This window comes from Plantibacter sp. CFBP 13570 (genome assembly GCF_014841395.1).
GTDB lineage: Bacteria > Actinomycetota > Actinomycetes > Actinomycetales > Microbacteriaceae > Plantibacter > Plantibacter auratus.
This window is the reverse complement of record NZ_JACYTW010000063.1, coordinates 1-19396: the sequence shown is the minus strand read 5'-3', so window position 1 is coordinate 19396 and position 19396 is coordinate 1. Positions and strand designations below refer to the sequence as shown.

22 protein-coding genes are annotated in these 19396 nt (G+C 69.5%); 11 read left to right on the top strand and 11 right to left on the bottom strand.

Annotated features, from left to right (window positions below; all coding sequences use genetic code 11):
* Positions 1-72 precede the first annotated feature (72 nt).
* Positions 73-678: a biotin transporter BioY gene (locus IFT89_RS16740; RefSeq protein ID WP_202939517.1), complete on the bottom strand. Its 606-nt coding sequence runs from the start codon at positions 676-678 to the stop codon at positions 73-75.
* A 94-nt stretch (positions 679-772) separates the two neighbouring features.
* On the opposite strand from IFT89_RS16740, the gene IFT89_RS16735 reads away from it, so the two are divergent.
* The gene (locus IFT89_RS16735; protein WP_202939516.1) at positions 773-1384 is read left to right on the top strand and encodes a TetR/AcrR family transcriptional regulator C-terminal domain-containing protein; all 612 of its coding nucleotides are present in this window, start codon (positions 773-775) and stop codon (positions 1382-1384) included.
* 106 nt (positions 1385-1490) lie between these two features.
* Entirely contained in the window at positions 1491-1991 is a 501-nt protein-coding gene (locus IFT89_RS16730) for a MarR family winged helix-turn-helix transcriptional regulator (protein WP_202939515.1), read from the top strand.
* Between the two features lie 28 nt (positions 1992-2019).
* Here IFT89_RS16730 and IFT89_RS16725 read toward each other — a convergent pair whose 3' ends face one another.
* The gene (locus IFT89_RS16725) at positions 2020-2868 is read right to left on the bottom strand and encodes a DNA/RNA non-specific endonuclease (RefSeq protein ID WP_202939514.1); all 849 of its coding nucleotides are present in this window, start codon (positions 2866-2868) and stop codon (positions 2020-2022) included.
* A gap of 234 nt (positions 2869-3102) precedes the next feature.
* Here IFT89_RS16725 and IFT89_RS16720 point away from each other — a divergent pair, with 234 nt between their 5' ends.
* The 6 genes from IFT89_RS16720 (at position 3103) to IFT89_RS16695 (ending at position 9285) form a co-directional block, all read left to right on the top strand.
* A complete protein-coding gene (locus tag IFT89_RS16720) occupies positions 3103-4404 on the top strand; it encodes an ABC transporter substrate-binding protein (RefSeq protein WP_137242659.1) in 1302 nt (433 codons plus the stop codon).
* 89 nt (positions 4405-4493) lie between these two features.
* Positions 4494-5558, top strand: a complete 1065-nt coding sequence (locus IFT89_RS16715; RefSeq protein ID WP_192019902.1) for a carbohydrate ABC transporter permease — start codon at positions 4494-4496, stop codon at positions 5556-5558.
* The gene (locus IFT89_RS16710) at positions 5555-6454 is read left to right on the top strand and encodes a carbohydrate ABC transporter permease (protein ID WP_229939317.1); all 900 of its coding nucleotides are present in this window, start codon (positions 5555-5557) and stop codon (positions 6452-6454) included. Before IFT89_RS16715 ends, IFT89_RS16710 begins: the two co-directional genes overlap by 4 nt.
* Positions 6455-6548: 94 nt before the next feature.
* On the top strand, positions 6549-7523 hold the full coding sequence (locus tag IFT89_RS16705; RefSeq protein WP_307783533.1) for a LacI family DNA-binding transcriptional regulator: 975 nt from the start codon (positions 6549-6551) through the stop codon (positions 7521-7523).
* A 161-nt stretch (positions 7524-7684) separates the two neighbouring features.
* Positions 7685-7939 (top strand): hypothetical protein, encoded by a 255-nt coding sequence (locus IFT89_RS16700; protein WP_192019903.1) that lies wholly within the window; start codon positions 7685-7687, stop codon positions 7937-7939.
* A 65-nt stretch (positions 7940-8004) separates the two neighbouring features.
* Positions 8005-9285 (top strand): hypothetical protein, encoded by a 1281-nt coding sequence (locus tag IFT89_RS16695; RefSeq protein WP_202939513.1) that lies wholly within the window; start codon positions 8005-8007, stop codon positions 9283-9285.
* 27 nt (positions 9286-9312) lie between these two features.
* Here IFT89_RS16695 and IFT89_RS16690 read toward each other — a convergent pair whose 3' ends face one another.
* The 3 genes from IFT89_RS16690 to IFT89_RS16680 form a co-directional block, all read right to left on the bottom strand.
* A complete protein-coding gene (locus IFT89_RS16690; RefSeq protein ID WP_202939512.1) occupies positions 9313-10317 on the bottom strand; it encodes a zinc-dependent alcohol dehydrogenase in 1005 nt (334 codons plus the stop codon).
* Positions 10318-10638: 321 nt separating this feature from the next.
* The gene (locus IFT89_RS16685) at positions 10639-12111 is read right to left on the bottom strand and encodes a serine hydrolase domain-containing protein (protein ID WP_124768249.1); all 1473 of its coding nucleotides are present in this window, start codon (positions 12109-12111) and stop codon (positions 10639-10641) included.
* Between the two features lie 43 nt (positions 12112-12154).
* The gene (locus IFT89_RS16680) at positions 12155-12439 is read right to left on the bottom strand and encodes a MerR family transcriptional regulator (protein ID WP_079704638.1); all 285 of its coding nucleotides are present in this window, start codon (positions 12437-12439) and stop codon (positions 12155-12157) included.
* Positions 12440-12599: 160 nt separating this feature from the next.
* Here IFT89_RS16680 and IFT89_RS16675 point away from each other — a divergent pair, with 160 nt between their 5' ends.
* A complete protein-coding gene (locus IFT89_RS16675) occupies positions 12600-13025 on the top strand; it encodes an Hsp20/alpha crystallin family protein (protein ID WP_071261327.1) in 426 nt (141 codons plus the stop codon).
* A gap of 113 nt (positions 13026-13138) precedes the next feature.
* On the top strand, positions 13139-13465 hold the full coding sequence (locus IFT89_RS16670; RefSeq protein WP_124768251.1) for a hypothetical protein: 327 nt from the start codon (positions 13139-13141) through the stop codon (positions 13463-13465).
* Between the two features lie 12 nt (positions 13466-13477).
* Here the strand turns inward: IFT89_RS16670 and IFT89_RS16665 are convergent, their stop codons facing one another.
* From IFT89_RS16665 to IFT89_RS16650, 4 genes are read right to left on the bottom strand one after another with little or no spacing between them, the layout of a single operon-like run.
* On the bottom strand, positions 13478-14440 hold the full coding sequence (locus IFT89_RS16665; RefSeq protein WP_202939511.1) for a hypothetical protein: 963 nt from the start codon (positions 14438-14440) through the stop codon (positions 13478-13480).
* Positions 14441-14460: 20 nt separating this feature from the next.
* Positions 14461-15216, bottom strand: a complete 756-nt coding sequence (locus IFT89_RS16660; RefSeq protein WP_137242651.1) for an enhanced serine sensitivity protein SseB C-terminal domain-containing protein — start codon at positions 15214-15216, stop codon at positions 14461-14463.
* A gap of 40 nt (positions 15217-15256) precedes the next feature.
* Positions 15257-15949 carry a cation diffusion facilitator family transporter gene (locus tag IFT89_RS16655; RefSeq protein ID WP_137242650.1) on the bottom strand — a complete coding sequence of 231 codons (693 nt, stop codon included), beginning with the start codon at positions 15947-15949 and terminating at the stop codon, positions 15257-15259.
* Positions 15946-16281: an ArsR/SmtB family transcription factor gene (locus IFT89_RS16650; protein ID WP_085511700.1), complete on the bottom strand. Its 336-nt coding sequence runs from the start codon at positions 16279-16281 to the stop codon at positions 15946-15948. The genes IFT89_RS16655 and IFT89_RS16650 overlap by 4 nt, the downstream gene beginning before the upstream one ends.
* 212 nt (positions 16282-16493) lie before the next feature.
* Here IFT89_RS16650 and IFT89_RS16645 point away from each other — a divergent pair, with 212 nt between their 5' ends.
* Positions 16494-17057, top strand: a complete 564-nt coding sequence (locus tag IFT89_RS16645; RefSeq protein WP_202939510.1) for a manganese efflux pump MntP — start codon at positions 16494-16496, stop codon at positions 17055-17057.
* Positions 17058-17064: 7 nt separating this feature from the next.
* On the opposite strand, the gene IFT89_RS16640 is transcribed toward IFT89_RS16645, so the two are convergent.
* Both IFT89_RS16640 and IFT89_RS16635 read right to left on the bottom strand, forming a co-directional pair.
* Positions 17065-18507 (bottom strand): sugar porter family MFS transporter, encoded by a 1443-nt coding sequence (locus IFT89_RS16640; RefSeq protein WP_202939509.1) that lies wholly within the window; start codon positions 18505-18507, stop codon positions 17065-17067.
* A gap of 64 nt (positions 18508-18571) precedes the next feature.
* Complete coding sequence (locus IFT89_RS16635; protein ID WP_202939508.1) at positions 18572-19249, bottom strand: response regulator; 678 nt, start codon at positions 19247-19249, stop codon at positions 18572-18574.
* Positions 19250-19396 lie beyond the last annotated feature (147 nt).

Below are 19396 nucleotides of genomic sequence, written 5' to 3'. Positions count from 1 at the left end.
CCTCGAGCGTCCGACGGACGAGGTCGGTCGGCGCCCCGCCGCGCAGCGGGACGAGGTGCCCTGGACGCACGGTCATCCGATCCGGGCGGGCTCGCCGGGGCGCGTGGAGCCGGTGCCTGCCGCGTTGCGGAACGCACGCGGGTAGGCGCGGGCGAGCGTCATCGTGATGACCGTCGCGAGCACGACCTTCACGAGGTCGCCGGGCACGAAGACGAGGCTCTGCAGGGCGGTCTCGCCGAGCGGCAGGCGGGTGACGAGCGACTGCACCGGGATGCCGAACGCGTAGATGACACCGATGCCGCCGACGAAGACGCCGAGCGCGGTGCGCCACCAGCGCAGCCGACGCCCACCGGCGTGCACGATGAGCCCGATCACGAAGACCCCGACGATCCAGCCGAGGAGATATCCGGCACTCGGCCCGACGAAGACGCCGACCCCGCCCCGACCGCCGGACAGGAGGGGCAGGCCGATGGCGACGAGGGCCAGCAGCACCAGCATGGAGAGCATGCCGCGCCACGGGCCGAGGATCGCGCCGGCGAGCATGACGCCGAGGGTCTGCGCCGTGATGGGCACTGCGCCGAGCACCGAGAACGCGCCGGGCAGGCCGAGAGCGGCCACGATGGCGGCGAACACGGCGATGCGTGCGATGTCGGTCGCGTCGATCCGGAGTCTGCTCATGCTGGGTCCTTCGTCGGGATGGTCGGTTCGCCTGGGGCGGGTGGATCGCACCTGAACGGTGTTCACCTGAACAGCGTTCACTATAGTGGTGCTCATGTCCGGTCCCGAAACAGTGCGTCGCCATCGGCGCGACGACGTGGCTCTGGTGGCCCTCCGCATCCTCGACGATCACGGCCTGGCCGACCTCACGATGCGCCGCCTCGCCGCGTCGCTCGACGTCCAGCCGAGCGCGCTGTACTGGCACTTCGAGAACAAGCAGACCCTCATCGCCGAGCTCGCCGACCGGATCGTCGATGCCCACCCGGCACCGGTGGACGCCGTGTCCGAGGCCGGCTCCGATTGGCGCGAGCGGACGCGCGTGGAGGCGGAGGCGCTGCGTGACGCCCTCCTCGCCTATCGCGACGGGGCCGAGGTGGTGTCGAGCACCTACGCGCTCGGGCTCGGTTCCGGACGTGCGCTCACCCGGCTGACGGATGCGGTGTCGGTGGCCGGCTTCGACGAGGCGACGAGTCGACGTGCGGGCACGGTGCTGCTCCACTTCATCCTCGGGCACGTGTCGCACGAGCAGCAACGGATGCAGTACGACAGCGTCGGCGTGCTGGCAGACGCTGCGACGGATCCGCTCGGCCAGGAGGACCAGGCACAGGCGTTCGCCTTCGGGGTCGGTCTCCTCGTCGACGGCCTGGCGGCGCTCTCCGTCCGCTGACCGCTCGACGTACGCGATAGCACAGCGCGGATGGAACCGCCCACCGTCTGGATCGGCGGCGGCCCACGGTAGCGTTGGTGCAGGCAGGACGTGAGGGAGGCAGGCGATGGCGAAGGGTGATGACGACGACGTCGACATCGTCATCGACGCCTGGGCGAACGCGCTGCCCGACGTGGACTTCGCACCGCTCGACGTGGTGTCCCGTCTCCGTCGGCTCGTGCCGCACCTCCAGGAGGTGCGACGACTGTCGTTCGCCGCGAGCAACCTGCGGCCGTGGGAGTTCGAGTTCCTCTCCATCCTCCGCCAGCACGGAGCGGACGGGCTGACGCCGTCCATGCTCGCCACCCGACTGGGCATCACGAGCGGCAACCTCGCGAGTCAGCTCGACCGTCTGGCCGCACGCTCGCTCGTCGCCCGACAGAAGAACGAGGCCGACGGTCGGAGCAAGATCGTCGTCCTGACGACGCTCGGTCAGCAGCGGGTCGACGAGGCGATGCGTCGGCTGGTGGACGACGAGAAGGCGATGCTCGCCGGGCTCAGCCATGAGCAGGTGGCCGTGCTCATCGAGAGCCTCCGGGTCATCGGCGCGGCGCTCGAGCGTCGGTAGGGCTCTGGGTCGAGGTTCCGGACCTGCCTCAGAACCGCAGGTCGGACGGGCCGCTCAGCTCGATCCAGGTGTCGGTGTCCGGGCGCACCGTTGCGGGAGCCGGCTCGAGGACGTCGGCGGAGGCGAGGGCACCGAAGTCGAGACCGGTGACGCTCGCGAGGTCGAGGATCGGAAGCTGGAAGGTCCGGAACGGGCCGAGTGGGGGCACGGCGGTGGCATCGTGCGTGTCGTCGATCGCACTGGACCGGCCGAGGTCGAGGTCGTCGAGCTGCGCCGACTGGTCGAGGAGGTAGCCGCTCGCCGCGAGCGCTCCGTCGTTCGACCACGCCGCCACCTTCCAGAACTGCCGCGGGATCTGCACGCCGCGGTAGAGCGGGTCCGTGTCGGCGAACACCGGCCCGGTGAAGACCGACAGCCGCCGGCGCCCGGCCGAGGCGTACTCGAGGACGAGGTCTTCCAGACCGTTCCAAAGCTCGAGTGACTGGTTGAAGTCCGCAGCCTGCGGGGCGGCGTTCGTGTAGCAGAAGGTGTCGACGTTGGCCTGCCGGGCGATCTCGACGGGCCCCCAGACCGGGTCCCTCCGCCGCACGAGGTGGCCGCGGTCGAGGTCGTTGCGCGCGTAGAGTTCCGGGCCGGCCTGCTCCTCCACCGGGACGCGGTCGTCGAGGTGCCAGTCGTCGCCGCGCCCGAGGTCGAGGAGGGCGGCGCCGTCGATGTCGACCCCGGTCGCGGCTGCCAGGCGGCGTTCGGGGTCGAGGAGCACGGTGAAGTGCGTGTAGTCGAGACGGCGGAGGCGCGCCAGCTCGGCGGGGTCGGCCGGGGCCGGGAGCTGCAGCTGGTCGGCGAGGTCGAGGAAGCCTGAATCGAAGCCGGTCATGGCAATGAGTCGATCATGAATCCGATCGAATCGGAACGGGGACCCGCCCGATGGCCACGACGTCACCGACCGTTCACGATCATGCACCCGTTCCGCAACAAATGAGAGCGCTCTCTTGACCTCGTCCAACCCAGCGCTTAGTGTGTCCTGCATGCCCGTGGGAACGTTCCCACGGCGTCGCGTCGCGGATCCCGGATGGGTGGCCGGCCGACACCGAAGCGCACACACAAAGGAGTGACTGTGAACAGCAAACGCCGCGGCATCACCGCCGCATCCATCGCGGGGGCATCGATCCTCGCCGTCCTGGCCTCGGGGTGCAGTTCCCCCGCCGGCAGCGGCGGAGACGAGAAGATCACCCTCTCGGTCACCACGTTCGGCACCATGGGGGTCGACGCCAACTACGAGAAGTACATGGAGGAGCACCCCAACATCACCATCGAGGCCACCAACTTGGAGGGTGGTGGAGCTGCGCGCGACGACGCCTACGCCAAGATCGCCGCCGGAACCGGCCTCAGCGACGTGGTGGCCATCGAGGAGGGCTGGCTCGGAACCATCTCCGAGGTCAGCGACTCCTTCGTCGACCTCCGCGACTACGGCATCGAGGACGTCAAGGACACCTGGCTGGACTGGAAGTACGAGCAGGGCACGGACGCCGACGGTCGCGTGATCGGCGCCGGTCTCGACATCGGCCCGCAGGGCATCTGCTACCGCGGTGACCTGTTCGCGGCAGCCGGTCTGCCGAGCGAGCGCAGCGAGGTCGCCGCGTACTTCGGCGGCGAGGACGCGACCTGGGACCGCTTCTTCGAGGTCGGTGAGGAGTACGTCGGTGCCACCGGGAAGGCGTTCTATCACAGCCCCCGGTTCTTCTGGAACTCCTTCGTGAACCAGCAGGAGGAGGGCTACTACAAGGCCGACGGCGAGACCCTGAACATCGAGGGCAACGACGTGCTGAAGGAGCAGTTCGCGAAGATCGTCGAGGCCGAACAGGCCGGACTCGGTGCCGGTCTTCCCGGCTGGGACGTCGGCCCGGAGGCCAAGGAGGGCAAGTTCGCGACCTACATGTGCCCGAGCTGGATGCTCGGCATCGTGCAGGGCTACTACGACGAGGGCACGACCGACAGCGGTTGGGACTTCGCCGACGTGATGCCCGGCGGCGCGGCCAACTGGGGCGGTGCGTTCCTCGGCGTCGCCGAGAACTCCGAGCACAAGGAGGAGGCGGCCGAGCTCGCCCTCTGGCTCGCATCCCCTGAGGCGCAGGCCGCATCGTTCGAACTCGCCGGTCCGTTCCCGAGCACGCTCGACGGCCAGGAGCTCGTGAAGGACTCCACCAACCCGTTCTTCAACGACGCACCGGTGGGCGAGATCTTCGCCGCACGGTCCGAGGGGGTCGTGGCCCAGGTGAAGGGTCCTGAGGACTCCAACATCCAGGACAACGTGTTCGGTCCGATCCTCGACCGCGTGAGCCAGGGCGAGATCACCGACGGTGACACCGCCTGGAACGAGGCGCTCAAGCTGCTCGACCAGCTCGTCGGCTGACCTCCTCTCCGACGCAGCTCGCCGGGGCGTCCGTTCGCACGCGGACGCCCCGGTACCCCTCCCGCTCCCTCTCCCGGATTGGCAGAGCCATGACCAGCACCGCAACCGTCCGCCGGCCACCTGCCGCGTTGACGTTCAGACAGAAGCTCAACCGCTTCGACTACCGCGCCTCGCCGTACCTGTACATCGCGCCGTTCTTCATCCTCTTCGCCCTCATCGGCATCTTCCCGATCGTCTACACCTTCAACGTGTCGCTGTACGAGTGGCATCTGTTGAAGGGCCAGGGGGACTTCGTCGGACTCGACAACTACGTCTCCGTCCTCTCGGACCCGTTCTTCTGGAACGCGTTCGGCAACACCGTCAGCATCTTCCTGCTCTCGGCGGTGCCGCAGCTCGTCATCGCGACGCTGATCGCCGCCCTCCTGGACCAGACGCTCCGCGGTCGCACGTTCTGGCGGATGAGCATCCTGCTGCCGTACATCGTGGCGCCGGTCGCCGTCGCAGTCATCTTCCTGCAGATCTTCAACCAGTACCACGGACCGGTCGCCGGCCTCCTCGAGCTTTTCGGGCTCGACCCGATCCGGTGGGCGTTCGACGTCTTCCCCTCGCACGTCGCCATCGCGAGCATGGTGAACTGGCGGTGGACCGGCTACAACGCCCTCATCCTCCTCGCAGCGATGCAGGCGATCCCACGGGACGTCTACGAGTCCGCCGCGCTGGACGGCGCGAACAAGCTCCGACGGTTCTGGTCGATCACGATCCCGATGATCCGTCCGACGCTCATCTTCGTCGTCATCACCTCGACGATCGGCGGGCTGCAGATCTTCACGGAACCGAAGCTGTTCGACCCCCGGAGCAACGGCGGATCCGACCGGCAGTTCCAGACGATCGTCCTGTACCTGTACGAGCTCGCCTTCCCGAGGCGGGACTTCGGTCGAGCATCCGCCACCGCCTGGATCCTGTTCCTCGTGATCATCCTCGCGGGCCTGATCAACTTCGCGATCACCAGGGCCATCCGGACGAACGACGCACGTCCGGTGCGGATCCCGAAGGTGCGCGACACCCTCATCACGACGCGGTCCGTCAGCACCAGCCCGGCCCGCTCGCGTTCAAAGACCACGAGCACCACCGACCAGCGAGGCGGACGAGCATGAGCACCCTGATGGAACGCACGCGGACCGAACCGGCCGCGACCACGGAGGCCCCGCGATACCGCAAGGGCAAGGACCACGAGCGGCCGGGCATCCTCACCTACGCCATCCTGATCGCGTTCTTCGCCATCTCGGCGTTCCCGTTGTGGTGGTCGTTCGTCATCTCGAGTCGGCAGTCCTCCGACACGAACCTCGTGCCGCCCGCCGTCCTCCCCGGCCCGAACTTCCTCGGCAACGCGGCGAAGGTGTTCGAGACCGCGCCGTTCCTGCAGGCGCTCGCGAACAGCGTCATCATCTCGGGCGCGATCACGGTCTCGGTGGTGTTCTTCTCGACCCTCGCCGGCTACTCCTTCGCGAAGCTGAAGTTCCGGGCCAGCAACGGGCTGCTGCTCGCGGTGATCGCCACGATGGCCATCCCCACGCAGCTCGGCATCATCCCGTTGTTCATGCTCATGGCCGAGTGGGAGTGGGTGGGAACGCTCCAGGCGGTGATCCTGCCGGGGCTCGTGACCGCGTTCGGTGTGTTCTTCATGCGCCAGTACCTCGTCGACGTCATCCCCGACGAGCTCATCGAGGCCGCGCGCGTCGACGGCGCGTCGATGTGGGGCACCTTCTGGCATGTCGCGCTGCCGGCCGCCCGCCCGGCGATGGCCGTCCTCGCGCTCTTCACCTTCATGGCCGCGTGGACCGACTTCCTCTGGCCACTCCTCGTCCTCGGTCCGCGGAACCCGAGTGTGCAGACGGCGCTCGCGGCCCTGAGTGCGAGCGGCGGACAGACCCCGGACCACTCGCTCGTGCTCGCCGGCGCGGTGCTCTCGGTGATCCCACTGTTGATCCTCTTCGTCCTCGCGGGGAAGCAGCTCGTGGCGGGCATCATGCAGGGCGCGGTCAAGGGATGACGCCTGCGCCGCATACAGTGTCTTCACACCGGCACGACTGAGGAGACACACCATCGACACCGAGACGGACTCCACCGTCCCCACGCTCATCGCGGTGGCAGCGCTCGCGGGCGTCTCCAAGTCCACCGCCTCCCGCGTCATCAACGGGTCCTCCCAGGTGACGCCGGAGGCGGTCGCGTCGGTGACCGCCGCCGTCGAGCAGCTGCACTACGTCCCGAACCGCGCGGCACGCAGCCTCGTGCGTCGGCGTGCGCAGACGATCGCGATGGTCATCCCGCAACGCACCGCCGAGTTCTTCGCCGATCCCTACTTCGCCGAGGTCATCCAGGGTGCTGCGATGTACGCGTCGTCGACCGACTACACGCTGACCCTGCTGATCGAATCCGACGTCGACCCGGACAAGACCCGTCGGTTCCTCACCGGCGGCAACGTGGACGGCGCGCTCGTCCTCTCGCATCACACGAGCATGCAGGCGTACGCGAAGCTGTCGACGTCCCTCCCGGTCGTGTTCGGGGTGCGGGCGCTCGAGGAGACGACGCCACCTGGGCACGTCGTCGACGTCGACAACGTGGAGGCGGGCGCCCTGGCGACCCGGCGTCTGGTGGAGGCCGGTCGGTCCCGCATCGCCACGATCACCGGACCGCTCGACACCGCGGCCGGTATCGACCGCCGTGCCGGGTGGCGGCGCGCCCTCCTCGAGGCGGGACTCGAGCCGGGACCGGAGGAGGAGGGTGACTTCACACCGACGAGCGGCGCGCGGGCGATGGAACGGCTCCTCGCAAACGGCCGGCAGGTCGATGCGGTGTTCGCGGCGTCGGCGCAGATGGCGACCGGAGCGCTCGGGGTGCTTCGAGACCGGGGGATCCCGGTGCCGGCGCAGATCGCCATGACCGCGGTCGACAACAACGTGTTCGCGGTGGACGCCTATCCCGCGTTGACGACGGTCGATCTGCACACCGCGGAGAAGGGTGCGCTGCTCGTGCAGACGCTGCACCGCCTCATCGCCGGCGACGATGTCCCGGAGATGACGACGATCCCGTGCGAGCTCGTGGAGCGCGCCTCGGTCTGACCCCGCTGCGTGGTCGTCCCGGCGGGATCGACGTCGGTCGTGGCTTCGAGCCGGTCATGGCCTCACGCGTTCGGGAAGATCGGGGGCGCTGAACGCGAGCGATTCTCGTTCCTGATGAACTCATACTTCAGTTTCTATCCAACATATGATATTTTACCTATATGTCCTCGAACGTCCGGAACCCACACCGATCCGACGACGCCCGCGTCCTGATGGCGCTCGTGTCGTCCACCTTCCTCCTCGACGCGTTGATCGTGTTCGGCATCGGCTTCCTCCCCGGCGTCTCTCCGTTGGAGGGTGAAGCCACCGCGGTGACCGCCCTGGTGCTGACGGCAGCCCTGTTCGCCGTCCAGTTCGTCATCGTCGCCGTCCTCGCTCGCCTCGCCCGAGCCTCGGTGCTCGACCCCATCGCCTGATCCATCCGACGTGACCGCGCTCGTGGTCGCCACCAACCCGAACACCGCCAGATCGGAGCATCACCATGCATGACCACAACGACCGTCCGACGCGGAGACGCGGTCTCCGACCGAGCGCGTGGGCGCTCGCAACGACCACCGCCCTGTCCTTGCTCGTCCTCGCCGCACCGCAGTCCGCCTCGGCGGCGGCGGTCATCGACCCCATCGGTGACGCCCGGGCCGGTGAGGGCCTCGTCATGTCGTTCACCACCGGCGAGACCGGCACCCTCGTCGTGACCGCTCCGGAGCATGCGACGATCGGCATCGTGACGACCGGCGGCTGCGACACGCGCTACGCCACCCAGGTCCGCTGCGGTACGGACGCGAAGGTCTGGACGTCCGAGCTGATGGCGACGATGCGCGTCGACCCCGACGCTCCAGCCGGGACGCTGACCGGCGGTTCGATCGCATTCGAGGTGCGCGGGACCGTGGTCGCGTCGACCCCCTTCACCATCGAGGTGCTCCCACCGCACCTCGCCAAGGCTGCGGCGGGGCAAGCACTCACCGTGGAGGTGCCGGTCAATGGCGGTACGTCAGGGGTCATGCGGTTCACGGCACCCGATCGGACGACCATCGTGGGAATCGGTGCGCCGGACTGCGTCATCGGCCCCGACGGTTCGACCGCCGACTGTGGCACGGAGAGGAGCGTCTGGGACGGCGTGCAGACCGTCGACCTGGCGGTGGACGCCGATGCCCCCTACGGCACCCTCCGCGGAGGCACCATGGGCTTCGTCCAGAACGGTCGGATCGCGTCCACCACGCCGTTCGAGCTCGAGCTCACGCCCGGCGCCGCGACCATCACTGCGCCGGCCGACGGCGTTCTCGCGCCCGATGCGACGCTGAGCGGGACCGCGCCCGTCGGCACGGAGGTCGGGATCGAGGTCGACGGTGTTCCGATCGGGACCGCTGAGGCGACGATCGAGGAGACCTGGGTCTTCCGGCCCACCGAGTCGCTCGCCGAGGGAACACACACGGTGACGGTCCGAGCCCGTGCCGGTGGACTCGCCGGTGCTGCGACGGACCTCGTCGTCACCGTCGTCGCCCCATCGGAGCCGGTCGCGCCCGAGATCCCCGAGAACCCCCGGGTACCCGAGGGTCCTGCGCTTCCGGGCGGGCAGCAGGTGGAGCCCGCGACCTCGACTGCGACCGCCATCAGTGCAGGGTCGTCACATCGAGCGAGTGAAGACACGCTGGTGCGGACCGGCGCCGACGCGGCCCCGTTCGCGCTCGCGATCGCCCTGCTGCTGGGAGGTGCGTTCGTGGGTGTCGTCGGCCTCGCCCGCTCCCGCATGAACGGTCTCGGCTGATCTGAGCCGGTCCCGGCCCCGCGCGATTCAGAAGCGGATCTGTGTCTTCGGTCCGCCGCCGGCCGCGCGGGGGAGTCCCTCGGCGAGCACCCGTGGCACGTCGTCGAGGGTGATCACGGAGCCGATCAATCGGCGGACCGTGTCGCCCATGGTCGCGAACCGCCGCGCAGCCTCGTCGATGTCGGCTGAGCCGCCGAGGACCGCGTGGACGGTGGCGTCGAGGGCGATGAGTCTGCCGGACGGGAGGCTGACGTCGCCGCCGGGCACGCCGAGGAGTGCGATGCGGACGCCGGCGGTGGCGTTGTCGAGCAGGCGCTGAGTGACCTCGGCCGAACCCGTCGCCTCGATGATCACGTCGAACCGCTCGTCGCCGAGGTCGGCCGGGTCGCGGGTCTCGAGGCCGAACCCGGCCACGAAGTTCCGGTTGGAGTCGCGCCGTGCGGCGACGGCCACGCCGGCTCCGGCGTCGGCGGCGAAGAGCGCGGCGAACATGCCGAGGGTTCCGGCGCCCCAGACGAGCACGCGGTCGCCGGGGCCCACCGCCGTGAGCCGGACGCCACGGAGTGAGCAGGAGGCGGGCTCGACCATCGCGCCGAGGTCCGCGTCGACCCCGGCCGGGAGGCGATGGACCGCGCGTTCGGGGACGACGAGGAGTTCCGCGAGGGCGCCGTCCAGTTGCCCGAGGACGCCGAGTTCGAGATGGTCGGGACAGAGGTGGTGTCGGCCCGAGGTGCAGAGCGTGCAGACGCCGCAACCGATGAAGGTATCACCGGTGACGAGGTCTCCCGCTGCAGTCGAGGTGACACCCTCGCCCACCGAGACCACCCGACCGGCCCACTCGTGGCCGGGTTGGAGCGGCAGGGTCGTGCGGCCGTCGGCGAGGTACGGCATGGTCCCTCGGAAGAGCGCGACATCGGTGCCGCAGAGTCCTGCGCGCTCGATGTGGATGAGGACCTCACCCGGTCCGGCCTGTGGATCCGGTCGATCGAGGACGGTGGCCTCGTCCGGTGCGGTGATGCGTACGGCTCTCATGCGGTCTCCTCGTCGTGACGGCGCTGGTCAGAGCGTAGTGGGGGTATGCCGCCGTTGATCTGCATGCGGAAGGACGCGGTGTCCTCGTGGGCACTTCGACAGGCTCAGTGACCGGAGGGGGTGTGCTCGGGACGCTCTGGTCCCTGAGCCTGTCGAAGGGCAGTTCGGTTGGGGCGCCTCGGTGGCCGGGAGAGGTTCACCGGGGATGTTCCGGTCCCTGAGCTTGTCGAAGGGCAGCTCGGTTGGGGCGCCTCGGTGGCCGGGAGAGGTTCACCGGAGACATTCCGGTCCCTGAGCACGCTCCGGTCCCCGAGCGTCAGCTCACCAGGACGACTTGCCCCCGCCTGCGACGACCGCGCTCGGCCGCTGCACCTCGGCGAGACGGGAGGTCCGGAGCGGCGTCGTCTCCCACCAGGCGTCGAAGGTGCCGGACGCCGGGTCGATCTCGAGGTGCATGCGGTGGGGTGTCTCGATGAAGATCGCGTCGACGCGGAGGACCCGCGCTCCGTCCTCGCCGCCCGTGCCCCAGGCGGCACTCGCCGTGATCGGTCCATGCGTCCGCCACGCGCCGACACCGGGGACGAGCTCCACCCGGTCGTCGCCCTCGTGCACGACCAGCACGATGTCGTCACCCTCGCCCGCCGTCACCTCGAGCGCCGTCAGCTGCGCCAGGCCGGTATCGGCGGCGGCCGAGAACGTCCGTCCGACGAGCTCGCGCAGTGACGAAGCCGCGCCGGTTTCGTCCGACGCGTCGAGCGGCGGCAGGGCGAGCCCCGCCAGGCGTTCGAGCAACGCCTGATCGGCGGTTGTGCTCACACCGCGCACCGCGTCGGAGGCCTCGCCCGTCCCGAAGGCCGGCAACAGGTGCTCCCACGCGGCGTTCAGCACGGCCTGCATGTCGAGACTCTGCCCCGTGATCGCCAGGACGACGTCGTGCTCCGGCAGGACGACGCAGTACTGACCGTAAGCGCCGTCGCCGCGGAACCCGTGACGGGCCATCCAGAACTGGAACCCGTACCCCTGCGCCCAGTCCGACTCAGGGTCGTCGCCGTTCGCGATGTGCGATCGCGTCGCCTCGGCGACCCAGGCGGCCGGCAGCAACTGTCGGCCCTCCCAGGCGCCGCCCTGCAGATAGAGCTGACCGAGTGCGGCGATCGCCTCCGTCGTCGCGTGCAGGCCGCTGTACCCGAGCTCGAAGCCCTCGTCGTCCTGCTGCCAGTCGAACTCGCCGATACCCAGTGGCTCGAGCAACCGCGGTCGCAGGTAGTCGGTGAGCGTCCCGCCCGTGACGCGCTGGACGATCGCCGCGGCCGTGTACGTGCAGGGCTGGTTGTACGCGAAGACGGTTCCCGGGTCCTCGTCGGGCGGGAGGAGCAGGAAGCCGCGGACGAGGTTCGTCGGGTCGATCGCAGCGGCCCGCATGATCGTCTCCTCGCGGTGGCCGCTCGCCATCGCGAGCACGTGTCGCACGCGCATGGCGCGGCTGCGGGGGTCGGTGATCTCGGCGTCGAGCTCCGGGAAGTGGCTGATGATCGTGTCGTCGAGTCCGAGCAGGCCCTCCTCGACGGCGAGGCCGACGGCGGTCGAGGTGAAGCTCTTGCTCAGCGAGTACAGCAGGTGCACCCGATCAGCCGAGTACGGCGCCCACCAGCCCTCGGCGACGACGTTCCCGCCGCGCAGGAGCATCAGGCTGTGCGGTTCGACGTTCGGCGTGTGCTCGAGGGCCGTGATGAACGCCTCGATCCCGGCGGCGTCGACGTGCTGGGCGGACGGAGTGCTTCGCTGCAGGCTCATCCCTCCATGCTGCCATCTGCCGGCGGTGGGATCGACCCGACGCTCAGTCCTGGTCGGCGTCGAGCTGGTCTCGGAGTCCCTGGTTGATGTCCTCGAGATCGAGCACGCGAGCGATGCCGGCGAGGTTGACGCCGTCGTCGCGGAGGTCGGTGACGCGCTTGAGTCGCTCGATGTCATCCTCGCTGTAGCGACGGGTGCCGCCCTCGGTCCGGGACGGGGTGAGGAGGCCTTTGCTCTCGAAGAGCCGCAGGGACGCCTCCGGGACGCCGGCGAGCTGGGCTGCGACGGCGATGCCGTACACGGGTGTCGCGCCGTCACGATCGGCCATGCTTGAGGTTTCCTTTGAACGGGTTGCAATGGATCAGGTTTCGGATGTATAAAAAATCTACACCACGAAGTGCAGATCTGAACCACCGGATCTGTGGCTTCCGGGCACTGACAATCGATGAGCCCGATCCGTCATCGGGCGACAGGGAAGGAGAACACCCATGGCAATGACCCTCGATCCCATCAGCCAGCTCGACCGCTTCGCGGCCTCCGTACTGGACTCCGTGCGCGCACCCCGGCCCATGCCGGTGGACCTCTTCCGTGACGGCGACCGGTACATGATGGTCGCCGACCTCCCCGGCATCGACCCCGGATCCATCGACGTCGACGTCGACGGAGGTCAGCTGACCATCCGTGCTCAGCGCACGGCCGACAGTCGCGAGGGTGTCCGCTGGCTCGCACGCGAGCGCGGTGGCGGCCACTTCCTGCGGCAGTTCACCCTCGGCGAGGGAGTCGACCTCGACGGCATCACCGCGTCCTACGACAGCGGTGTGCTCTCCGTGATCATCCCGGTGAGCGAGCGTGCGAAGCCGCGGAAGATCACCGTCGACTCCACGACCGACCACCCGCAGTCGATCAACGCCTGAGCCGGGCTCGACACTCGTCCGAATCGAACGAATCGAACGAACCGAACGCCCCGCCCACGATCCGTGGGTGGGGCGTTCGCCCGTGTGCGACCGGCGGTCGGCATACTGGGGGCATGTCCCGCGTCCAACGGATCCTCGTAGCGTCAGCCCTGCTCGTGATCGCCGCACTCGGCCTGTTGGTCGCGGCGACGCAGACCACGATGATCTGGTACCAGGCGCCGGGTGCCGACGGCATCGCGACGGAACAGGTCGCGGTGTTCGAGCCGGCGGTGGTCGGCACTGTGGTCGCCGCCGTAGCGGTGCTGGCGCTCCTGGCGCACCTGGTCCTCGTGATCCGACGCGCGGTGCCTCGGATCCAGTGGGTCGTCGCCATCGCGCTGACCGTCGTGACCGTGATCGCCGCGGTCCTCGTGTCCATCGCGGATCGGCCGGTGTTCTAACGCACGTCGAGCTCAGCCGAGCAGCTCGGCCAGCAGGGCCCGAGTCGTCTCCTCGCTCGCCCCGGGGGCCTGCAGGCGCACCCAGTCGTCGCCACGTCGAGCATGCGCCGAGTGCTCGCTCCCAGTCGCATCCACGGCGCCGACCGGACTGTCCTCGCGAAGCACCCACGCACCTCCGGGGAGCACCGTGAACCGGACGAGCTCGCGGGAGTCCGCGGACAGCAGTCGGCAGTCGAGCCCGCCGACCCGCTGGAGCGAGTCCTGCACGAGGTGGTAGCTCGGTGTCGCGGTGCTCACGTAGCTCGCGCCGGTGGTGGCTGCGCCGAGGTGTGCCGCCGCGGTGTCCACCGGCAACGCCGTGGCGCAGGAGCGCGAGGTGGGTGCCGACGACGACGGGGGCGCGGTGGGTGCCGGAACCGGGGCCGCCGCGAGCGCCGTCCGAGTCAGTTCCTCCGTGCGCGTCCCTGCCGGGTTGTCGACCCCCGTCGCATCGACCTCGATGAACCGCTCGCCGTCGAGGGCGTGGACGGAGCAGGCGCCGTCCGAGCACATCGTCCCGTTGATCTCGCCGACGCTCGCGCTCCAGTCGGTGTGCTCGTACCAGTGGTTGAAGGTGGCCCAGTGGTCGACGCCGTCTCCGACGATTCGGACGGTCAATGAGGTGTCGGCCGCTTCGTCGGCCCAGGCGCAGACGGTCCCGCTGTCCTGCAGGACCGGGGCGTCGTCGACGGTGAGCGGTTGCGGCGCGGCTGCGGCGCCCAGGAAGGATGCGACCTCCGCGTCCGGGACGAGCGCATCGCAGGCGAGCCCCGGGAAGGCGGACGTCGGCGGGGGCGGGAGAGCCGCTGATGCATTCGGTGCGGATCCGGTCGGAGTCTCGGTGGGCACCCCCGACAGTGGCGCGCTACACGCTGTGAGGACGCCCAGCAGCGCGGCGATCGTGAGGACGCGTGCGCCACGTGCGATCGCGGGCACCGTTCGACTCAGCCCACTGCTCATCGTCGCCGGAACAGCCCTCGCTTGCGGCGATGGAACGGCGGGACACTGGTCAGGAGATGCTTCGCGCCAGGCGCCACGTACATGACGTCGATCGGCACGCTCGCCGAGTATGTCGCGAGGGCTCGTGCGAGCGGACCGCTGATCGTCTCACGGGCGGTCGGGGCGCCGACGATGACGAGGAGGTAGCACTCGTCGAACGTGCCGCCCTCCTGCGGGGTGACCTTCCAGCCCAGCACCGCTTCGTCGACCTCGCCGTACTCGGCGAGGACCGCGGTCAGGGTCTCGGTCATCCCTGGTGGGATGCGAGCCGGCTGTCCCACCATGACCTCGGTCTCGCGCTCGACCACGCGTGGTGTGAGTACCGCCTCGCCGTCGAGCAGCTGGGCGACTTCGCCGGGGAGGAACTCCTTGCCGTGCGTGGAGTGCGGGTTCAGGACCAACCTCGCGCCTCGGGTCATCTGCCACAGGACGCGGCAGGGGAGGGCGAGGAGGTGCTGTTCGAACGACGGGACGACCTGGAGTGTCTCCTGGAAGCGCGCCTTCGAGGTGTAGAACGGCTGCACCGAGCTGCCGTCCGAGTCGAGGAGGTCAGCCAGGGTCGCCATGCCGTCGTCGGTCACGGTCCCCGCCACGATCACGGTGCTCTCGAGGAGCGCCGTCAGGAACGCTGGTGCGTTCGAGCGGTCGTTCGCGGCTGCGGCGAGGAGGGCTTCGATCTCGGGAGCGTCGGGTGCGTCGTCGGCGGCAGGCATGCCAGCAGCGTATCCCGGCCGTGTGGGAAGGTGCGCGTGCTCAGCAGCAGTCGCAGGTGTCCGTGTTCTCCGAGGCGAGTGATGAGACCGGCCGCTTGCACGCGTCTCCACGCCAGGCTTCGACTCCCTCACGGACCGCGAAGCCGGCGATGACGAGGGCGGCGACGGCGTCCGCCCAGGCCCAGCCGAGGGTGCTGTTGAGGACCAGCCCGATGAGGACCGCGGCTGACAGGTAGGAGCAGATGAGCGTCTGCTTGGAGTCGGCGACCGCGGAGGCGGAGCCGAGCTCCTTCCCGGTCCGGCGCTCGAACAGCGAAAACGCCGGCATGATCACGACGCTGACCGCCGCGAGGACGATGCCGACGGTCGAGTGCTGGACCTCGGCGAACCCGAGCAGCGAACGGGCGGCGTCGACGCTCACGAACGCGGCGAGGCCGAAGAACGACAGGGCGATCACCCGGAGGGCGACCCGTTCCCGGCGCTGGGGGTCGGGGCTCGAGAACTGCCAGGCGACCGCGGCGGCGGACAGGACCTCGACGATCGAGTCGAGACCGAAGCCGACGAGGGCTGCCGATGAGGCGACGGTCCCGGCCGACAGGGCGACGATGGCCTCGACGACGTTGTAGGCGATGGTCGCCGCGACGATCCAGCGGATCCGGCGCTGCAGCCTCGCGCGTCTGGCGGGGCTCAGCTGGGCGCGGAGACGGGGGCTCGGCGGGCCGACGGTGCTCATGCGCAGGTGCAGCTCTCACCCGAGCAGCAGGCGGGATCGACGACCAGGACGAGCCGGAGGAGGTCGTCGAGCGCCGGCGCCAGGTGGCTGTCCGCCAGGCGGTACCAGGTGTTGCGTCCTTCCTTGACGCCTTCGACGAGGCCGCAGCCGCGGAGACAGGCGAGCTGGTTCGACATGACCTGTCGGGAGACGCCGAGTGCGTCCGCGAGGTCGGAGGGGAAGGCCGGTGCCTCGCGCAGGGTCAGGAGGATCCGGGCCCGGGTCTCGTCCGACAGGGCGTGCCCCAGCCTCGCGAGCGCGGCGGTGTGCGTCAGGGTCGCGGTCGGCGTCATGGTGTCGGTCACGCGAACGACAGTACACGAAACGCTGTATCGAGCAAGCCTCGCGGTCGCCCGAACAGCCGCGTTAGGCGAGGCGAAACGCTGGCAATCGGACGTCTCGGCTTGCCGCCGCCGCACTGCGCTGGCAACGTTGACGGGTCCTCGCGGCATGGCGCCCGAACGCATCTCCGCGTCCAGGACGCATCACAGGAAGACCCCGCGACATGACGTTCTGGCCGCTGCTCCTCATCGCGCTCGGCGTCTCCGCCGACGCCTTCGCCGTCGCCCTCACCAAGGGCCTGCACATGCGGCGGTTCAACGTGCGTCACGCGCTCGTGATCGCCGGGACCTTCGGACTGTTCCAAGCGGTCATGCCGCTCATCGGCTGGTTCCTCGGCACGCAGTTCGCGCGGTACATCACGGAGGTCGACCACTGGGTCGCCTTCGGCCTGCTCGCCCTCGTCGGCGGCAAGATGCTCTGGGAGGCGTTCTCGAGCCACGAGGACACCGAGGTCGACTCCGACCGCATCGACGTCCGGCGACTCCTCATCCTCGCGCTCGCCACGAGCATCGACGCGCTGGCCATCGGCATCACGCTCGCGTTCCTGCCCGGCTCCATCGTCGAAGCCGTCGTCCTCATCGGACTGACGACGTTCGTGCTCGCGTTCCTGGGCGTCTTCATCGGCCGTCGCGTCGGTCAGCGCTTCGGCAAGCCGGCGGAGATCGCCGGAGGGGTCATCCTGATCCTCATCGGCACCAAGATCCTGATCGACCACCTCACCGGGTAGTCGGAGGTCACCGCTTCCGGGTGAAGATGGCGCCGGTCGACACGTCCTCGCCCAGCGCCTCGAGGCTCCGCCCCCGCGTCTCGGGTACCTGGGTGGCGACGAACAGGAGCGCGAGCGCGCCGACACCCGCGAACACGAAGAAGGTCCCGGTGATGCCGAGGCCGTCGACGAGCGACGGGAAGTACAGCGCCAGGAACCCGTTGGCGACCCAGAGCATGAAGATCGAGACGCCCATCCCGAGGCCGCGCATCTGGAGCGGGAAGACCTCGGCGAGGTAGACCCAGACCGCCACGTTGAGGAACGTCTGCATCGAGCCGACGAACACGACCACGAGGACCAGGATGACCCAGGGACGCATCGGGTCGCCCGGCTCGAGCATCATCGACGAGAAGCCGATGAGCAGATGGCACGCGGTCGTGAGCGAGAAGCCGATGACGAACGTCTTCCGTCGGTCGAGTCGGTCCATGTAGGTGAGGGCGATGAAGCCACCGACGACGGCGATGATGCCGGGCGCGATGTTGGCGATGAGCGCGGCGCTCTCGTCGAAGCCCGACTCCACGAGCACGGTCTGCCCGTAGTACATGATCGAGTTGATCCCGGTGAGCTGCTGGGCGATCCCGACGCCGACACCGACGAGCAGGATGCGCACAAGCCAGGGGTTGCGGAGGACGGCCCCGAGCCCGATCCGGTGTTCGTCGCGCTGCGCGGTGATGGATGCCTCCACCTCCGCGAGTTCGGCGACGGCGCGGTCGTCTGCGCGGACGGTCCGCAGGACGTCCAGGGCGTCCTCGCGGCGACCGTGGTCGACGAGCCACCGCGGTGACTCGGGCATCCGCAGCATGCCGACGAACAGCGCGACCGCCGGGAGGGCGCAGACGGCGAACATGATGCGCCACACGCTCATGTGCTCGCTGAACACGGTGCCGATGACCGCGTTGATCACGAACGCCGACAACTGTCCGAGGACGATCGCGACCTCGTTCCGGCCGGTGATCGACCCTCGGATCTCATACGGAGCGAGCTCCGCCAGGTAGACCGGGACGACGGCGGAGGCACCGCCGACGGCCAGTCCGAGCAGCACGCGACCGGCCACGAGCAGTTCGACGTTCGGCGAGCAGACGACCACGAGCGTCCCGACGAAGAAGAGCACCGCCAGCACGATGATGCTCCGCCGCCGGCCCCACGCATCCGACACCCGACCGCCGAGCAGCGCACCGACGGCGGCCGCGAAGACGAGCGAACTCGTGACGATGCCCTCCGTGAACGGCGTGAGCCCGAGTTCCGCGGTCATCGGACGCAGCGCCCCGTTGATCACGCCGGTGTCGTAGCCGAAGAGCAACCCGCCGAAACAGGCGACGATCGAGATCAGGCCGAGGTGGCGGCGGTGCGGCCCGGGCGTGAGGGCCGGCAGCGTGCTCGCCGCCTGTCGGGCTGTGGGGGATCCGGCCATCGCACTTCCTCGTCTGCTGGGCCCGCGAGCCGGACGGCGTCGTGGACAGGACGACAGTACCGGTTCAGTCGTCGGAGCCCGGCCGCAGCAGGCCGCTCTCGTACGCGAGGATGACGAGCTGGGCGCGATCGTGGGCGGCGACCTTCGTCATGATGCGGTTCACGTGGGTCTTCGAGGTGTGTGGTGAGATGACGAGCTCGTCGGCGATCTGCTGGTTGGACCGTCCGCGGGCCACGAGGAGCAGCACCTCGAGTTCCCGCTCGGTGAGCAGCGCCAGCTCGGCGGGGACCGGGCGCGGACTCGTCGGTTCGTCCGCAGCGACGACGTACTTCGTGATGAGACTCCGGGTCGCCGCGGGGGACAGGAGCGCGTCTCCGGCGTGCACCGCGCGCACGGCGCGGACGATCTCCTCGGGCTCCGAGCCCTTGCCGATGAAGCCGCTCGCGCCGGCCCGCAGGGTGGCGATGAGGTTCTCGTCCTCCTCGAACGTGGTGAGGATGAGCACCCGGGTGTCCGCGAGCTCGGGGTCCGCGCAGATCGCGGCGGTCGCACCGATGCCGTCGAGGACGGGCATGCGGATGTCCATGAGCACGACGTCCGGTCGCAACTCCTGCGCGAGCGACACCGCCTGTGCGCCGTCGACGGCTTCGCCCACGACCTCGAGGTCCGACTCCGACGAGAGGATGTCGGCGACGGCCTGGCGGATGAGCGACTGGTCGTCGACGACGAGCACGGTGGTCATGCGGGGGACTCCTCGGGGTGCGTCGGGGTCGGGTGTGTCGGACCGGGGTGCGTCGGCTCGCCGGTCGGGAGGCTCGCGGACAGCCGCCAGCCGCCCGGGGTCGCGCCGACGTCGACGGTCCCGCGAACGGCGGCGACGCGCTCGCGG

What these genes read in the sequence shown, in the direction of transcription:
- IFT89_RS16700 (WP_192019903.1), top strand. Translation starts at nt 7,685, where the DNA reads ATGTCCTCGAACGTCCGGAACCCACACCGATCCGACGACGCCCGCGTC.
- IFT89_RS16715 (WP_192019902.1), top strand. Translation starts at nt 4,494, where the DNA reads ATGACCAGCACCGCAACCGTCCGCCGGCCACCTGCCGCGTTGACGTTC.
- IFT89_RS16735 (WP_202939516.1), top strand. Translation starts at nt 773, where the DNA reads ATGTCCGGTCCCGAAACAGTGCGTCGCCATCGGCGCGACGACGTGGCT.
- IFT89_RS16660 (WP_137242651.1), bottom strand. Translation starts at nt 15,216, where the DNA reads ATGCCTGCCGCCGACGACGCACCCGACGCTCCCGAGATCGAAGCCCTC.
- IFT89_RS16685 (WP_124768249.1), bottom strand. Translation starts at nt 12,111, where the DNA reads ATGAGCCTGCAGCGAAGCACTCCGTCCGCCCAGCACGTCGACGCCGCC.
- IFT89_RS16695 (WP_202939513.1), top strand. Translation starts at nt 8,005, where the DNA reads ATGCATGACCACAACGACCGTCCGACGCGGAGACGCGGTCTCCGACCG.
- IFT89_RS16730 (WP_202939515.1), top strand. Translation starts at nt 1,491, where the DNA reads ATGGCGAAGGGTGATGACGACGACGTCGACATCGTCATCGACGCCTGG.
- IFT89_RS16650 (WP_085511700.1), bottom strand. Translation starts at nt 16,281, where the DNA reads ATGACGCCGACCGCGACCCTGACGCACACCGCCGCGCTCGCGAGGCTG.
- IFT89_RS16680 (WP_079704638.1), bottom strand. Translation starts at nt 12,439, where the DNA reads ATGGCCGATCGTGACGGCGCGACACCCGTGTACGGCATCGCCGTCGCA.
- IFT89_RS16655 (WP_137242650.1), bottom strand. Translation starts at nt 15,949, where the DNA reads ATGAGCACCGTCGGCCCGCCGAGCCCCCGTCTCCGCGCCCAGCTGAGC.
- IFT89_RS16635 (WP_202939508.1), bottom strand. Translation starts at nt 19,249, where the DNA reads ATGACCACCGTGCTCGTCGTCGACGACCAGTCGCTCATCCGCCAGGCC.
- IFT89_RS16740 (WP_202939517.1), bottom strand. Translation starts at nt 678, where the DNA reads ATGAGCAGACTCCGGATCGACGCGACCGACATCGCACGCATCGCCGTG.
- IFT89_RS16725 (WP_202939514.1), bottom strand. Translation starts at nt 2,868, where the DNA reads ATGACCGGCTTCGATTCAGGCTTCCTCGACCTCGCCGACCAGCTGCAG.
- IFT89_RS16670 (WP_124768251.1), top strand. Translation starts at nt 13,139, where the DNA reads ATGTCCCGCGTCCAACGGATCCTCGTAGCGTCAGCCCTGCTCGTGATC.
- IFT89_RS16675 (WP_071261327.1), top strand. Translation starts at nt 12,600, where the DNA reads ATGGCAATGACCCTCGATCCCATCAGCCAGCTCGACCGCTTCGCGGCC.
- IFT89_RS16640 (WP_202939509.1), bottom strand. Translation starts at nt 18,507, where the DNA reads ATGGCCGGATCCCCCACAGCCCGACAGGCGGCGAGCACGCTGCCGGCC.
- IFT89_RS16690 (WP_202939512.1), bottom strand. Translation starts at nt 10,317, where the DNA reads ATGAGAGCCGTACGCATCACCGCACCGGACGAGGCCACCGTCCTCGAT.
- IFT89_RS16645 (WP_202939510.1), top strand. Translation starts at nt 16,494, where the DNA reads ATGACGTTCTGGCCGCTGCTCCTCATCGCGCTCGGCGTCTCCGCCGAC.
- IFT89_RS16710 (WP_229939317.1), top strand. Translation starts at nt 5,555, where the DNA reads ATGAGCACCCTGATGGAACGCACGCGGACCGAACCGGCCGCGACCACG.